13 protein-coding genes are annotated in these 13,949 nt (G+C 52.3%); 6 read left to right on the top strand and 7 right to left on the bottom strand.

The features are described from left to right. Position 1: 1 nt before the first annotated feature. The 4 genes from ACR9FF_RS02610 to ACR9FF_RS02595 all read right to left on the bottom strand — a co-directional run bounded on the left by ACR9FF_RS02610 (position 2) and on the right by ACR9FF_RS02595 (position 4,518). Positions 2-913 carry an ABC transporter permease gene (locus tag ACR9FF_RS02610; protein WP_012772474.1) on the bottom strand — a complete coding sequence of 304 codons (912 nt, stop codon included), beginning with the start codon at positions 911-913 and terminating at the stop codon, positions 2-4. 82 nt (positions 914-995) lie between these two features. Beyond that, positions 996-2,036 carry a LacI family DNA-binding transcriptional regulator gene (locus ACR9FF_RS02605; protein WP_435168751.1) on the bottom strand — a complete coding sequence of 347 codons (1,041 nt, stop codon included), beginning with the start codon at positions 2,034-2,036 and terminating at the stop codon, positions 996-998. A 798-nt stretch (positions 2,037-2,834) separates the two neighbouring features. Further along, on the bottom strand, positions 2,835-3,842 hold the full coding sequence (locus ACR9FF_RS02600; RefSeq protein ID WP_201008971.1) for a LacI family DNA-binding transcriptional regulator: 1,008 nt from the start codon (positions 3,840-3,842) through the stop codon (positions 2,835-2,837). A gap of 130 nt (positions 3,843-3,972) precedes the next feature. After that, positions 3,973-4,518, bottom strand: coding sequence for a hypothetical protein (locus ACR9FF_RS02595; RefSeq protein WP_435168749.1), 546 nt, complete (start codon positions 4,516-4,518; stop codon positions 3,973-3,975). A 101-nt stretch (positions 4,519-4,619) separates the two neighbouring features. On the opposite strand from ACR9FF_RS02595, the gene ilvA reads away from it, so the two are divergent. Next, positions 4,620-5,888, top strand: a complete 1,269-nt coding sequence (ilvA, locus tag ACR9FF_RS02590) for a threonine ammonia-lyase IlvA (protein ID WP_317982392.1) — start codon at positions 4,620-4,622, stop codon at positions 5,886-5,888. Positions 5,889-5,939: 51 nt separating this feature from the next. Here ilvA and ACR9FF_RS02585 read toward each other — a convergent pair whose 3' ends face one another. Beyond that, positions 5,940-6,920 carry an aldo/keto reductase gene (locus ACR9FF_RS02585; RefSeq protein WP_127498870.1) on the bottom strand — a complete coding sequence of 327 codons (981 nt, stop codon included), beginning with the start codon at positions 6,918-6,920 and terminating at the stop codon, positions 5,940-5,942. 177 nt (positions 6,921-7,097) lie between these two features. Here ACR9FF_RS02585 and ACR9FF_RS02580 point away from each other — a divergent pair, with 177 nt between their 5' ends. The 5 genes from ACR9FF_RS02580 to ACR9FF_RS02560 all read left to right on the top strand — a co-directional run bounded on the left by ACR9FF_RS02580 (position 7,098) and on the right by ACR9FF_RS02560 (position 10,727). Next, on the top strand, positions 7,098-8,294 hold the full coding sequence (locus ACR9FF_RS02580) for a diglucosyl diacylglycerol synthase (RefSeq protein WP_435168746.1): 1,197 nt from the start codon (positions 7,098-7,100) through the stop codon (positions 8,292-8,294). A 30-nt stretch (positions 8,295-8,324) separates the two neighbouring features. After that, complete coding sequence (locus ACR9FF_RS02575) at positions 8,325-9,503, top strand: MFS transporter (protein ID WP_435168744.1); 1,179 nt, start codon at positions 8,325-8,327, stop codon at positions 9,501-9,503. 69 nt (positions 9,504-9,572) lie between these two features. Then, positions 9,573-10,169: a TVP38/TMEM64 family protein gene (locus ACR9FF_RS02570; RefSeq protein ID WP_236013613.1), complete on the top strand. Its 597-nt coding sequence runs from the start codon at positions 9,573-9,575 to the stop codon at positions 10,167-10,169. Between the two features lie 95 nt (positions 10,170-10,264). Next, positions 10,265-10,408: a hypothetical protein gene (locus tag ACR9FF_RS02565; protein ID WP_164775623.1), complete on the top strand. Its 144-nt coding sequence runs from the start codon at positions 10,265-10,267 to the stop codon at positions 10,406-10,408. 22 nt (positions 10,409-10,430) lie between these two features. Beyond that, a complete protein-coding gene (locus tag ACR9FF_RS02560; RefSeq protein WP_248757410.1) occupies positions 10,431-10,727 on the top strand; it encodes a transposase in 297 nt (98 codons plus the stop codon). Positions 10,728-11,624: 897 nt separating this feature from the next. Here ACR9FF_RS02560 and ACR9FF_RS02555 read toward each other — a convergent pair. Both ACR9FF_RS02555 and ACR9FF_RS02550 read right to left on the bottom strand, forming a co-directional pair. Further along, on the bottom strand, positions 11,625-12,698 hold the full coding sequence (locus ACR9FF_RS02555) for an FUSC family protein (RefSeq protein ID WP_435168741.1): 1,074 nt from the start codon (positions 12,696-12,698) through the stop codon (positions 11,625-11,627). 264 nt (positions 12,699-12,962) lie between these two features. Then, positions 12,963-13,730 (bottom strand): sporulation protein, encoded by a 768-nt coding sequence (locus ACR9FF_RS02550; protein ID WP_244935802.1) that lies wholly within the window; start codon positions 13,728-13,730, stop codon positions 12,963-12,965. Positions 13,731-13,949 lie beyond the last annotated feature (219 nt).

Raw genomic sequence — 13,949 nt, 5'->3', positions numbered from 1 at the left:
CTTAGAACAGTGCGTAGTCCTTCTGCACTTTCCGAATGATATAGTTAACCAAGATAATTAACACGAAGCCAAATAGCGATTGATAAAGACCGGCTGCCGTACCCATGCCGATATCGAAGTTAACCGCAAGCGAGCGGTATACGTACGTATCGATAATGTCCGTCGAGTTGTAAAGCATGCCGTTGTTGCCGATGATCTGGTAGAACAGGTCGAACTGGCCTTTCAGAATGCCGCCGAGGCTGAGCAGGATCAGCAGGATAAACGTTGGCACAAGCAGCGGAAGCGTAATATGCCTAACCCGCTTGAAGATGTTTGCTCCGTCGATCTTGGCTGCTTCATGGTACTCATCGCTGACGCTCATAATCGCCGCCAGATAGATAACCGTACCGTAGCCAAGCCCTTTCCATACATGGAAGAAGACGATGATGTATTTCCACGGCGCCGTATGCAGGTAGAAGTCGTAAGGCTGCAAACCAAGCGACGTCAGCATCGTGTTCACAACGCCCGCATTTGAGAAAAGGTTAAATACGAAAGCGCCTACAAGGACGAACGAAACGAAGAACGGCAGGAACATGATGGACTGCGTCGATTTCTTGAACCATTTGCCCGGCAGCTCGCTCAGGAAAATCGCGCAAGCCAGCTGCAGGACGTTGCTGATAATAATGAAGGCGATGTTGTAGAGCACCGTATTTTTCGTCAGGTTCCACAATACCCCCGAGTTGAACAGGAATTCGAAGTTCTTGAATCCGATGAACTCTCCCCCGAACAACCCGCCGTCAAAGCTGAACCGGGTGAACGCGTAGTAGACCCCCACCATCGGAACGTAGGCAAAGACAATAAAGAATAACAAGGCAGGCGCAATCATGAGGAACAAAATTCGATTCCGTACGAGCTCCTGGAAAAAACCTTTCATACCGGCATTCCTCCGTGACTTCAAAATAAGCTGAATGAATTAAAAATGTAATCGATTTCTTTCCTCTGCAAAAAAAGAGGCCTTAATGCGAAGCTTCGCTGCTCTTCACGGGATTTCTGTCGAACATGGATGATTCCCGGATCAGCAGCTTGGACTCGACCTTGAAGGTCCGTTTGTCCTTAAATTCATTGTTGTTCATCTGGTCAATCAGCTTCTCCGTGAGCAGCGCTCCCATCGTGTATTTGGGCTGATCAACCGTGCTGAGACGAGGCACAATGTACTTCGTAAGCCTGATATTATCGACGCCTACAATCGCCAGCTGCTGCGGCACCTGTATCGATAATTGCTTGCAGGCTTTGTACACGCCTAAGGCCATCTCGTCGTTAGCCGTAAAAATCGCCGTAAAGTCATCGTTCTTCTCGCGCAGCCTCATAAAGCTGAGGTAACCGCCGTCTTCATTGAAATCTCCGTTATCGATGAGATCCGGCACGAAGGGCATCCCTGCGTCTCGAAGCGCTTTCATGTAACCTTCAAGACGTTCGTAGCTGTCGATGGCATCCGCGTATCCGCTCAGGAACGCGATCTTCTCATGCCCCTGCCCGATCAGATGATTCACAACGTCCCTGGCGATCTTCACGTTATCGGTGAAGGCGCAAGGAATTTGTTCGTGGTCGATATTTCTCCCGATTACGCCTACGCTGTAGCCATCCTCCACCAGAGCGATAAGCTCCTTGTTGGTCATCTCGGGGGTAACGAAGATCATGCCGTCAACGGTTCTGTTCTGCAGCAGGGATACATATTCGAGCTCCTTCTGCTTCTTGTTCTGCGCATCGCAGATAATGACGTTGTAATCGAGAGAGTTTGCCATATTCTCGATGCCTTTAATGATCTCCGCGAAATAAGAAACTTCGATGTCCGCGACAACAACGCCAATCTTCATTGTTTTCCTGGACCGCAGGTTCTTGGCCATGGCATTCGGCGTGTAATTCATCTCCTGAATGGCCTCGAGCACCCGCTTCTTCGTTTTCTCGCTTACTAGCTCGCTTCGATTCAACACTCTTGAAACCGTGGCTACGGACACTTTTGCGCGATTCGCTACGTCAATGATCTTACTCTCGTTCATTGCATCACTTTCTTTTTGCCTGACTTTTATACACCGATATTAGCACGTGCTGAAATCGATTTCAATAACATTTTTCAAAGTTTGTCCGGATTTTTTTCGAAAACCCACAGAAACCGCGTAGTTATGGGCTTTCTTTTGTTTTCATAGATGATGACGTAAATCAAATCTTTGTGAAATCGATAACAAAGTAGAGGCGAAATCTGCTCATTTTCTGAAAATAAGCCTAAATTTCGCTGGTTTTTGCGTTTCGATTACATTTCGCAACGCATTCTAGCGCATGTCACTCCTGATCCAGCACGCAGTACGTGGAAATGCATGCGCCCAGCATAATTAGCCTGCTCAGCAGCATTTGATGCGCCATTTAACCAAGTAACTAAAGTTAGTTGAAGTGACGCCGCGCGCATACGTTGCATGAAATGCACCATATTGGTGCGATTAGATCAGGTAACTCGATATATCCTGCATGGAATGCAGGATATCCGAGAAAAGCAGCTCCAACAAGCCCATTTAGGCGCATTATCCTGCATTCTGAGCAGCATATTTCGCCCATGCTGCCCGAAATGGGCATATACACTGCACTTTGGGCAGCATATAGATCGGTCCAGCTGCCGGCTGGCACGTACGCGTACGTGCCAAGCAACTCGTTAGTTAATGTGCTCCACCATTAACGGGGCGTCTGCGTCCCCGCAAGCCCGCGGCTGCCAGACAACAAAAAAAGCTGCCAAATGGCAGCTTCCACGTTCAAGAACAATGACGGCCAAGCCGTCCTAAGTTCTCCTATCTATTCGGTTCCCTTTATTAGCGCTTAAAGCTGGATGATTCCCTTTTGATCAGCTTGGACTCTATCACATACTTTTTCTGCGCGCTTTGTTCGTTTCCGTTCATCTGAGCGATCAGCTTCTCGGTGAGATGGGCGCCCATCTCGTATTTCGGCTGCTCCACCGTGCTGAGGGACGGCAGCAAATATTCCGTAATCCGGTTATTGTCGACGCCAACGACCGCCATGTCCTCCGGAATGCGGATTCCTCTCTCCCGGCAGGCCCGGTACACCCCAAGCGCCATTTCGTCATTCGCGCAATAGACCGCCGTAAACGATTGATTGCGCTCAAGCAGTCGGCTGAACGCCTGATAACCCCCGGTCTCCTCGAAGTCGCCATTGTCTATCAAGGTAGGCAGGAACGGAATCTTCCCTTCCTTAAGTGCCTTCATGTAGCCTTCCATCCGCTCATAGTTCTCAAGGGAATCGGAATAACCGCCGATGTAGGCAATTTGCTGGTGACCCTGCTCAACCAGATGCCGCACCGCCTCATTCGAGAACTTTACGTTATCCGTCTTGCAGCTGAGTATATTCTCGTGTACGACTGCCCGTCCAACGACGCCTATGACATAACCCTTCTGCACGTAATCGTTGATGGTATCGTCGCTGACGCGCGGCGTAACGAGAATCATGCCGTCCACCGTCTTGTCCGGCAAGAGTCCCAAGTACTCCATTTCCTTCTCGATCTGGTTATCCGAGTCGCAAATGAGCACTTTATATTTATGCGCATACGCCTTGTTCTCAATTCCTTTTATAATCTCGGAGAAATAAGAGACGTTAATATCCGGAACGATAATGCCTAGCGTCATCGTCCGCTGGGAACGCAGATGCTTGGCTGCCGCATTCGGATGGTAATCCATCTCCTCGATTGCTTTGAGAACCTTTATTTTCGTTTTCTCCGATACTAGACTGCTCTCGTTCAGCACACGCGATACCGTAGCGGCGGATACGCCTGCCCGCTTCGCAACATCCACTATTTTTTTGTCCACGATATGATCCCTTACCGTAACGTTTTTTCTAATTATATGGGTAAATTCTAGCAAGTTCAATATGGCCGCACCCTATTGATAGCCCTTTGGAGCAAAAAGAAAACCTCTGTCATACGGACAGAGGCTAGGCTTACAGCTGAAGCCGCAGCTTGATCACAATTTGGTCCTGCTGGAACTCCATATTGCCTATCGCAATCAGGCTGGGAAGCTCAATCGGGACAACGATCCGGTCAAGCCGGTCCTTCCCCAGATCATAGTTCTTCACGGTCAAAGACAAGGGCTCGAAAGTCAGATTCGGCGCCTGCCAGCTCATCTTGTAAGTAGCAAGCATGCCTACCGGCAAAAAATCGCGATAAGTCATATTCAGATGAGCAATCAGCCTGTCGCCGTTCACCTCAAAACGCGCACCGTCCAAGGTCATATCCGGAGGAAGCGACGTGGGGCTGCTTTGCAGCTGGCTTTTGATCAGATTGTTCACATCCGACTCCGACAGAACGATCTCCGGCTTCAGATTGGCAACCATCTCAACCGCTTTATCCTTTATGGAGACCGGATCATAAGATAAATCGAGCTTTTCGTCGGGAGCAACATAGGATTTGAGCCACAAACCCCCGCCTGCGGCAATGGCAGCAAGCAGCACCACGATAACGATCAGCCATTTCAGCCAGCGGAACATTTTGTCTACCTCCTTTTCGCCTACATAACAACAAAGATAATGCTATAATGAATCATCAGTGTTTGTCGAATCGCGACTATTAACGAGGTGACTTTTATATTATGGAATTCCAATCATCCTATTCCTCCAAGATCGGACTTGAAGATATCGTTCATGCGCAAATGCATCTGAAGGATGTCATTACCCGCACGCCCCTGCAATATAACCGCGTTCTCTCCGAGCGCTATGGCTGTAACGTATACCTGAAGCGCGAGGATCTCCAGATCGTCCGTTCGTTCAAAATCCGCGGCGCTTACCATCTCATGCGCTCCCTGCCGCCGGAGCGTCTTGCCGTTGGCGTTGTCTGCGCAAGCGCAGGCAATCATGCCCAAGGGGTGGCATACTCCTGTCAGGCGCTTGGCGTACAAGGCAAAATCTATATGCCAAGCACGACGCCTCGTCAAAAGGTGAATCAAGTCAATTTCTTCGGCGGCGACTTTGTCGAAGTGATCTTGACAGGCGATACGTTCGACGATGCGTATGCCGAAGCGGTAGCCGAGTGCGAACGCGCCGGCATGGCTTTCATCCATCCGTTTGATGATCCAAAGATCATCGCGGGCAACGGAACCGTTGGTCAAGAGCTCATGGAAGCAGCCGAGACGGTGCCGGACTATGTGCTAGCATCCGTTGGCGGAGGCGGTCTGGTAGCAGGCATTGCTTCTTACGTGAAAACAGTTTCCCCTCAGACGAAGGTTATCGGCGTGGAGCCGGAAGGCGCACCGTCGCTTCGCGTCTCCTTGGATGCCGGAGAAGTGACACCGCTTGAGCATATCGACAAATTCGTGGACGGTGCCGCCGTCAAACGGATCGGCGATCTGACCTTCTCGATCTGCCGCGAGCTTCTCGATGACGTACGCACCATTCCGGAGGGCAAGATCTGTACCACCCTTCTTGATCTGTACAACGAGAACGCGATTGTTGCGGAGCCTGCGGGCGCTTTGCCGATTGCCGCACTCGACATGCTGCGCGACGAAATCGCGGGCAAAACGGTCGTCTGCGTCATCAGCGGCGGCAACAATGATGTCGACCGGATGCAGGAAATCAAAGAGCGCTCGCTCATCTATGAAGGACTGAAGCATTATTTCATGCTTAGCTTTCCACAGCGAGCAGGAGCGCTCCGAGAATTTCTCGATGATGTCCTTGGACCAAATGACGACATTACCCGATTCGAATATACGAAGAAGCATAATAAAGACAATGGGCCGGCCCTTGTCGGCATTGAGCTCAAGCAGCGCGAGGACTACGCGGCGCTTATCGGGCGGATGCAGAAGAAAGGCTTCCAGTTCGTCGAGCTGAACAAAGACCCTGTCCTCTTTAATCTTTTGATCTAATCAATAATAGGCTTTATACGGCGCGCCGACGGCTTACCGCTTGTGGAACTTTTACCAAGCGTAGGCTTTCGGCGCGTCTCCGCCTGGACCCGGGAAAATCTCGTCGATCCGCTTCAGCGTCGACTCGTCGAGCGTCAGCTCAACCGCGCGCAGCGAACGCTCGAATTGCTCCAGCGTACGCACGCCGATAATCGGTGCCGTAACGGCAGGGTTCGCGAGCAGCCATGCCAGCGATACCAGATCCTCCGGCGCTCCCAGCTCATCGCATAACGCCCCGTAAGCGTCCAGCTGCGGCTTCACCTGCGCGAAGCGCTCGTTTCTCTCGCCGCTTCTGCGGCCGGCTCCACCGTGGCGATGGCTTCCGGACAGCAGACCTCCGTCCAGCGGGCTCCACGGAATAACGCCAAGACCAAGCGCCTTCGAAGCCGGAAGCACTTCCAGCTCTGGCAGACGGCAAAGCAAGTTGTATTTATGCTGTTCGGAGACCAGACCAAGAGCCCCTCTCGCCTTGGCTTCCCCTTGCGCCACCGCAATATCCCAGCCTGCAAAGTTGCTCGATCCTACATAGCCGATTTTGCCTTGGTGAACAGCCGTTTCGAAAGCTCCCCACAGCTCGTTCCAGTTCACGTTGCGATCAACGTGATGCATCTGGTACAGCTCGATATGATCCGTTTGGAGACGGCGCAGCGATCCTTCCAGATGGCGGCGAATTTTATAGGCGGAAAGACCTGCTTCGCGGTTCGGACCGTCATAAGGATCATGCATATCGCCGTATACTTTGGTAGCGAGCACTGTTTTCTCGCGGCGTCCTCCGCCTTGCGCGAACCAGCGTCCCATAATTTCTTCCGTGCGGCCGGAGTTCTCGCCCCAACCGTAAATATTCGCGGTATCAAAAAAATTAATGCCTGCGTCAAGCGCCGCATCCATAATGCGGAATGCTTCCTTCTCGTCCGTATCAACGCCAAAATTCATCGTTCCCAAGCAAAGCCGGCTCACACGAAGGCCGGATTGGCCCAGATAAGTGTACTTCATCTCCCGATTCACTCCCACTTTGTGAGTTTTCCCTGCTGCGCATGCGGCAATACAAAGAAAATCTCAGATTAAATTTTGGATACATGTCCCATTATACAAAATTAACATGAAGGAACCAACATGATCACAATGCGTTGACATTGTTCCGCTATACTTGCGGCAGGAGGTGTGCATCAATTGGTTCGTGCTAATAACGGCTATCAGCCTAAGGTGCTGATTTTGTATGCTTCGTATGGGGAAGGCCATTTGCAGGCTGCTAAAGCGATCCGCGACGCGTTGGAAGAGGCGGGCAATAACCGCACCGTCATGGTCGATTTGATGGCCGAGTCTCACCCTTGGCTGAACGAGATGACAAGACGGGTGTATCTGAAAAGCTATACGCATATCCCTCATTTGTACGGCTGGGTCTATGATGTAACGCGGCCCATGAAGCATAACTCCCTGTTCGGCGGCTTCCTTCACTCCTTCGGCCGCGACAAGATTAAGAAGCTGCTGCAAAAAGAACAACCCGATGCGGTGATACATACCTTTCCTTTCTTCGCGCTGCCTGCCCTTCACCGCCGCCGGCTCAGCAAGACGATCCATCCTGCAGCTACTATCCCTACCTACACGGTAATTACCGACTTTGATTTGCACCGCCGCTGGGTACATCCCGGAATCGGCCGTTATTTTGTTGCTACCGACGATCTGAAGCAGGAGCTGGGCTCGCTTGGCATTCATCCCGGACGCGTATCCGTTACCGGCATACCGCTTGGGCGTGGCTTTCAGAGCAGCCTTACTCCTTCCTTTGAGCTATTCGAAAAATACGGACTCCACCCCGAGAAGCCCGTCATTCTTCTTATGCCTGGCGCGCAAGGCGTCATGCCGGATTGCGATGAGCTGTGCCACCTTCTCCTTGAACAACATCCACATGCGCAGATTGCGCTTGTCTGCGGGCGTAACAGCCTGCTTAGAACTTCAATAGCCGACCAATTCAGCTCTCATCCTTCAGCGGACCGCCTTCATTTGTTCGGCTTTGTGGATCAGGTTCATGAGCTGATGTCTCTTGCAACCTGTCTCGTGTCCAAACCGGGCGGCGTTACGCTTGCCGAAGCAATATGGGCCGGGCTGCCGCTCTTCCTCTACAGGCCTGTTCCCGGCCAAGAAAAAAAGAATGCCCGTTATCTGCAATCCAAAGGAGCTGCCGCCATTAGTTATGACCCCGAAGGACTGGCGGCAAGTATTATAGAGCTTATCCGTAATCCCGATCAGCTGCAGCGCAGCAAAATAGCTGTACAGCGTCTCCAGACGGAGGAGGCGGCAGCAGGCAGCATTGCCCATCATATTTTGCAGGAATGCGGTTGGAATGCAAAATTTGGTCAACGCTATAGTTAAGGGTGAAATCGTAAAGGGGCCTGACCGCTCGTGAAAAATGTGGGGATAAGGTTCGGAGCGGAGATGCGGCTCATCTCCGTGATTTTGTTTCTGGTGGAGTTCGTACGGGGCGCGGTGCTGATCAGCCTGCTCCCCATTTACGGAACGAGGGTTCTGGGTTTATCTCTGGATGTCATCGGCATCGCGATTACCGCGCATTATTTGACCGACACGCTGCTTAAAATGGTTATCGGCTATCTACTCGACCGATTCTCGATCCGGTTTGTCGTGCGGACAGGCCTGCTGATCTCGCTCGCCGGCGTGTTTCTGATTCAGTTCGCCAATTTAGCCTGGCTGTTCATACTGGCCGCTGCTCTGTACGGCATCGGAATGTCTCCCATCTGGATCGTCTGCCTGACAAAGGTCTCCGACGATAACAGGGCCAGCCAAATGGGCTTTCTGTACACTGTCTGGCTTACCGGGCTAGGCGCCGGCCCTATCGTATGCAATATTTTGCTCGACTATTATGTTAACGGCACGTACTTCCTGCTGCTTATTCTTTCGATCTTTTCGGCGTTTCTTGCTTTCTTCATGAACGGCGCAAAAGCCGGCGGGCAGCAGATTCAAGCCATTCCGTTAAAACGGCAACTTGTTGCCTTAACGGAACGTATAAAAGCTATGCGAATGCTCCTGCCGGGCATGATTCTGCAGACGGCAGGCGCCAGCATGCTTGTTCCCGTCCTTCCAAGCTTCGCGGAACGCGAGCTTGGCCTTGCGGGCGCGCAATATTCCCTGCTGCTTACGGCAGGGGGAGTATGCGCGGCAGCCGGTCTTATTCCGATGGGTCGGTTATCGGACAAGCTTGGCGGCAAGAAGTGGTTTCTTATTTTCGGCTTTGCGATTTTCGCTGCCGGGCTGTATATGTTGGCATGGCGGCTTCCGTTTTGGTATTGTTTAGTTATTGTCGTAATTCTTGGTTTGTCTTATGCAGCTATTCTTCCGGCCTGGAATGCTTTGCTTGCGGCTTACGTGCCTCCCAAACAGGAAGGCTTGGGCTGGGGACTGCTGTCGACCGTAGAAGGTCTTGGCGGCATGATTGGCCCTCTGGCTGGAGGAGTTCTCGCTGCAAGCTTTGGCTCTCGCACGGTTATTTGGGTAAGCGCCGTGCTGTTTGGACTCATTGCCCTGCTGTATGTGCTGATACCGGCGACTAAAATGAACGGCAAATGAGGAAGAACGAACTATTTTCCCGGTTGGGGTTAAGTGGGGTAGGTAACAACCATGCATGTGATGGAGAGCATGAATAATTTGTACGTCCAAATGAAAAGCCTGGACCTTGAGCATTTGCAGCGAACGCTGGAAAGCTACTCGCAATTTGGCATTTTGCCCGGCATTCTGCTGCCGCTTCTCGAATCGTTCCTGCCTTTCCTTCCCTTGATTGTCATTGTTGCGGCTAACGCGAATATTTTCGGGCTGTGGCTGGGCTTTCTGCTCTCCTGGGTCGGGGTGTCGATCGGAGCAATCTGCGTATTCCTGATCAGCCGCAAGCTTGGGAAAAACGTAAAGTCGAGAATCGAACGCAGGTTTCCCAAGACCGAACGATTCTTCCGTTGGGTAGACCAAAAAGGCTTTACGCCGCTTTTTCTGCTGGCCTGCTTCCCGTTCTCCCCGTCGTCGATCATTAACATTGTGTCGGGCTTCAGCAAAATTTCATTGCGTACCTTTGTCCTTGCGACCGTGCTTGGCAAAGGGGTCATGATTCTAAGCATCTCGCTGATCAGCTTCAACATCGGCAGCTTCCGCGAGGAGCCGTGGCGCATCTTCGTAACCTGTGCCGTCATTATCGTGATGTGGTTCGGCGGCAAAAAAATCGAATCCCGCTATCATGTGAATTAAGCAGTAATTTGTTCCTCTTGGCCTCGGCAGCTCATACATAACCTCCTTTCGTGGCACACTTCTAAAGGATTAACTGCCGAAAGGAGGATGGCAGCATGTCAGGTGAATGGCCGTCCCATAAACAAGTCGAAGCCAGCAAAGCGCAATCATTAGCCGATCGTACCGGCAAAGGCAAAGAGCAAGCTAGTCGGAAACAATCCGAAGCCGATGCAGCAGCGGTACCGAAGCACGGATTATAAGCGAAGGAAGGACGAGTGGGCCATGAGCGAGCAAGAGCAGCAGCATAATCAAATGGATCCAGTGTCAGGCGAGCATGTCGAGGTGTCGGGTGTTTATAAAAACGAAATCGGCCGCGTAGAAAAGCTGGAACGCGGCGATGTATTCCCTGCCGACCTGCAGATCGGCAATACCGAATGGGAGCTTGTCGAGCTTGACTTCGACAATCACCACGAGGGCCGTACCGATCCGCGTCTGATTGCAAAAGACGACGATGACGATCCGGAAGCTCATATGCAGCATCCGCGGCGCCATAAGGGAAGCAATAAGACGGATTCCTAGGTTACGTTTTCCGGCTGCGGTGGCGGGGGAGGCTTGGGATCGGGGGTGACGGGAATGTATCTCCACACATTCCCTCTACCCCTTTCCCCTGCGTTGCAGCTGGGCAAAACGCAAAAAAAGACCCCCTCAATTGAATGAGGGGGTCTTTTTCGGTCGGCTACTCAGTTAGCCGACCACAGGCCACGGGCCAGTGCCGGCTCCTTCTCGAGGGCTTAACGATGTCGCGCATCGTTAAGGTGGCAGCCGAGCTGCTTTTTTGCTGGCTTAACGATGTGGCACATCGTTAAGCTAGCTCGAAACTCCACTTTTGGCCCTCCTCAGGCCTTTTTTGCAGTTCTTAACGATGTCGCGCATCGTTAAGGTGGCAGCCGAGCTGCTTTTTTGATGACTTAACGATGTGGCACATCGTTAAGCTAGCTCGAAACTCCACTTTTGGCCATCCGCGGGCCATTTTTGCATTCCTTAACGATGTCGCGCATCGTTAAGGTGGCAGCCAGGCTGCTTTTTTGAGAGCTTAACGATGAGGCACATCGTTAAGCTAGCTCGAAACTCTGCATTTGGCCCTCCTCTGGCCATTTTTACATTCCTTAACGATGGCGCGCATCGTTAGGACCGCAACTAAGCTGCGATTTGTGGTGCATCGCTTAAGCTTGCCTTGGGATGCATGTCACTACGACCACCTGTAGCACGGTTTTCCCCTCTTATTTCGTGCCTCGCACCAGCCAGATCATACGTTCAACGTCTGCAGCACGATTTTTCCGGCTTATTGAGCTACTCGAACCCGGCACTCGAGCGCACGCACCTCTGTAGCACGGTTTTCCCCTCTTATTTCGCGCCTCGCATCAGCCGGATCATACGTTCAACTACTCGAACCCGGCACCGGCTAGAGACGGCAGCCTATTCCCGAACCGCCGCGGCGTCGGCTTTTTCGGTGCTGCGGCGCTCTTCGGGTTCGCCGTGGGGGCGCTGAATGTGGTCGACCAGCTTCTCCAGTCGCCGCAGATGATAGGCGTATTCGAACAAGGCGGAGGCGACGAAGATCAGCCGCTTATGCTCGTCCGGGTCCTCGCGGACATAGTCGGTAAGCTCGGCAACAAGGCGTGCCTCCCGCTCCTCGCCAGGCTCCAAGGACATGTTCGGCTTCATCTTGTTCTCGATCTTCAGCACGATCGATTCATGGTACTTCGTCAAATCCTCGATTTGACTGTCGAAGCGAGCGGCCCAGTCGCCTGCCTTCGGCGTGGAGAAGTAATGCTCCTCTACGACCTCGAGCAAATCCGAACCCTTCTGCAGCGCCTTGATCATCTGCTTGGACACCAGAAGCTGGCGGGCGTGGCTGATTTTTGTCCGGGCCAGTATCTTCCGCTCTTCCTCGAACAGATTATAGCTGTCCTCAAGCTTGCGCAGCGTCTTGTGCAGCTTCTCTTTCTCCTTGCGGTACACCTGCTCCTTCATCTCGTTCGAGATCGCGGTCCGCAGCAGCAGCGACATCTGCGAGAAAGCGTGGTGCACCTGCTCGGTGAACTGCTTTCTCGGCCGCGGCGGGAAGACAAGCACGTTGACGGTAAACGCCGCTCCCATCCCAGCCAATACCATCAGAAAGCGCTCAAGCGCTACCGTGGTTACCTGGCCGTGCGCTTCCATAATCGCGACAACCGTCACCAGCGTAACGCCGATGGTTGTCTCCATTCTCAGCCGGATACTAACCAGAATAACTAATATACATACAAGTCCTACCGCAATCGGCGTTTGCCCGAACAGCTTCATCGCAGCCAGCGCCATCGCTGCCCCAAGCAGATTGGTCTGGAACTGATCCAGCACCTGCTGCCAAGAGCGGTAAATGGATGGCTGGATGGTCAGAATGGCTGCGACCGTTGTAATCAACGGAGATGCAAAACCAAATATTCCGCTCAGGTAGATGGCAAGTGCGACTGCCATGCCTGTCTTGAGCACCCGCGCTCCAATCGTCATACCCAACTTCTCCTTCATGAGCGAGATTCGCCCTTCCTTGTCTTCCCTTTATTATGCCACAAACGCTAAAATAGCCAAGGTTTCCCCCTTATTAACCAGAGGATTGGAGGCTGAATCAAATCAAGCGTTGTTCTCTCCGTTCATTGGCCGCCACGAATCGCCCGCCATTACCGGATTCACGCAAAAAGTCCGAGACGCCCCTACGGAAGCATCTCGGACCCGTCCCGATTAATCGCAATCGCTTATCCCGGCCATATAGCTTAGCTAGATCGTTCTGGCAATCAACTCGGACAGCTGACGGGCAATGACGGTTGGCCCTGCCTGCAGCTGCTCCTCGGTAAATCTGCAGCGTACAAACGTTTCATCCAGGTCCAGCGCTTCCGCAAACAAGCCTCCCAGCCCCCGCGCACGCCGGTCTACCTGAAGCAGCAGCTCCAGCTCGCGATCGGACGAATAGAACATAACCTCCAGCTCATCAAGCTGACCCCGGAACTGGCTGGTTGGCACAAATTCAAATTCCTGCACGAACGGCATTCCGCCGCCATGCCGCGGAGAATATTCGCATTCCGCCTGGCGCAGTCGGAAGCCAAGAAGATCCAGAGCATGGAACACCGTGTTAATGGCGCCGGTAGGCAGAACATCGATCCGGTCGTTATCCCCCGGGTCCACGCCGCCGCGCACCTCGAGCTCGGTTTTCACCCATACCGGCGCCCTGCCGATCGTAAGCGGCGTTTGATGGGGCAAGCGGAAGCTGAAAGGCACTTCCTTGGTCTCGCCAGCCTCCAGAGTAAACGGCGCACTCACAGGATAACGCCCGATCTCGCCGTGCTGCCTGAATTTATTGTCGTTACTCTCGCGAATGTATTCGGTCATGACTGACAATTGAATGGTATCTATGTTTTGCGGAGCGTTTCCCCCTCGAATATTGACTACACCCCGGACCTCTTCGCCAGGCACGTATTGTGACTTTTCAAGAAGCGTATCGATTTTGGCGGAACCAATTCCAATACTGGCCAATAAACGATTAAACATGTCATCCATCCCTTCGCTCTTATCATTGGATTAATATTGCTTAAGCCTATTACGGCGCATTGGAAGGGAAGTTGCATTTTTCGGGAAGCGATTTACCCTATCTGGTCCCCAGCACTTTCTATCAGGAGCAAGATCGACTAATATAGTAGAGTAGATTACATAGAGTTTGGCTATAGTAGAAAGTAGAATGCTTTCTGCGCAGGAACCAGCTCCATTGTC

The organism is Paenibacillus glycanilyticus (assembly GCF_051200795.1).
Taxonomy (GTDB): Bacteria; Bacillota; Bacilli; order Paenibacillales; family Paenibacillaceae; genus Pristimantibacillus; species Pristimantibacillus glycanilyticus.
Note: the sequence above shows the minus strand (reverse complement) of the source record. Positions and strands in the feature narration are given on the sequence as shown.

Excerpts from the sequence above, each read along its gene's own strand:
- ACR9FF_RS02595 (WP_435168749.1), bottom strand. The coding sequence starts at position 4,518 with ATGTTCCGCTGGCTGAAATGGCTGATCGTTATCGTGGTGCTGCTTGCT.
- ACR9FF_RS02605 (WP_435168751.1), bottom strand. The coding sequence starts at position 2,036 with ATGAACGAGAGTAAGATCATTGACGTAGCGAATCGCGCAAAAGTGTCC.
- ACR9FF_RS02550 (WP_244935802.1), bottom strand. The coding sequence starts at position 13,730 with ATGTTTAATCGTTTATTGGCCAGTATTGGAATTGGTTCCGCCAAAATC.
- ACR9FF_RS02555 (WP_435168741.1), bottom strand. The coding sequence starts at position 12,698 with ATGACGATTGGAGCGCGGGTGCTCAAGACAGGCATGGCAGTCGCACTT.
- ACR9FF_RS02570 (WP_236013613.1), top strand. The coding sequence starts at position 9,573 with ATGAATAATTTGTACGTCCAAATGAAAAGCCTGGACCTTGAGCATTTG.
- ACR9FF_RS02585 (WP_127498870.1), bottom strand. The coding sequence starts at position 6,920 with ATGAAGTACACTTATCTGGGCCAATCCGGCCTTCGTGTGAGCCGGCTT.
- ACR9FF_RS02610 (WP_012772474.1), bottom strand. The coding sequence starts at position 913 with ATGAAAGGTTTTTTCCAGGAGCTCGTACGGAATCGAATTTTGTTCCTC.
- ACR9FF_RS02560 (WP_248757410.1), top strand. The coding sequence starts at position 10,431 with ATGAGCGAGCAAGAGCAGCAGCATAATCAAATGGATCCAGTGTCAGGC.
- ACR9FF_RS02565 (WP_164775623.1), top strand. The coding sequence starts at position 10,265 with ATGTCAGGTGAATGGCCGTCCCATAAACAAGTCGAAGCCAGCAAAGCG.
- ilvA (WP_317982392.1), top strand. The coding sequence starts at position 4,620 with ATGGAATTCCAATCATCCTATTCCTCCAAGATCGGACTTGAAGATATC.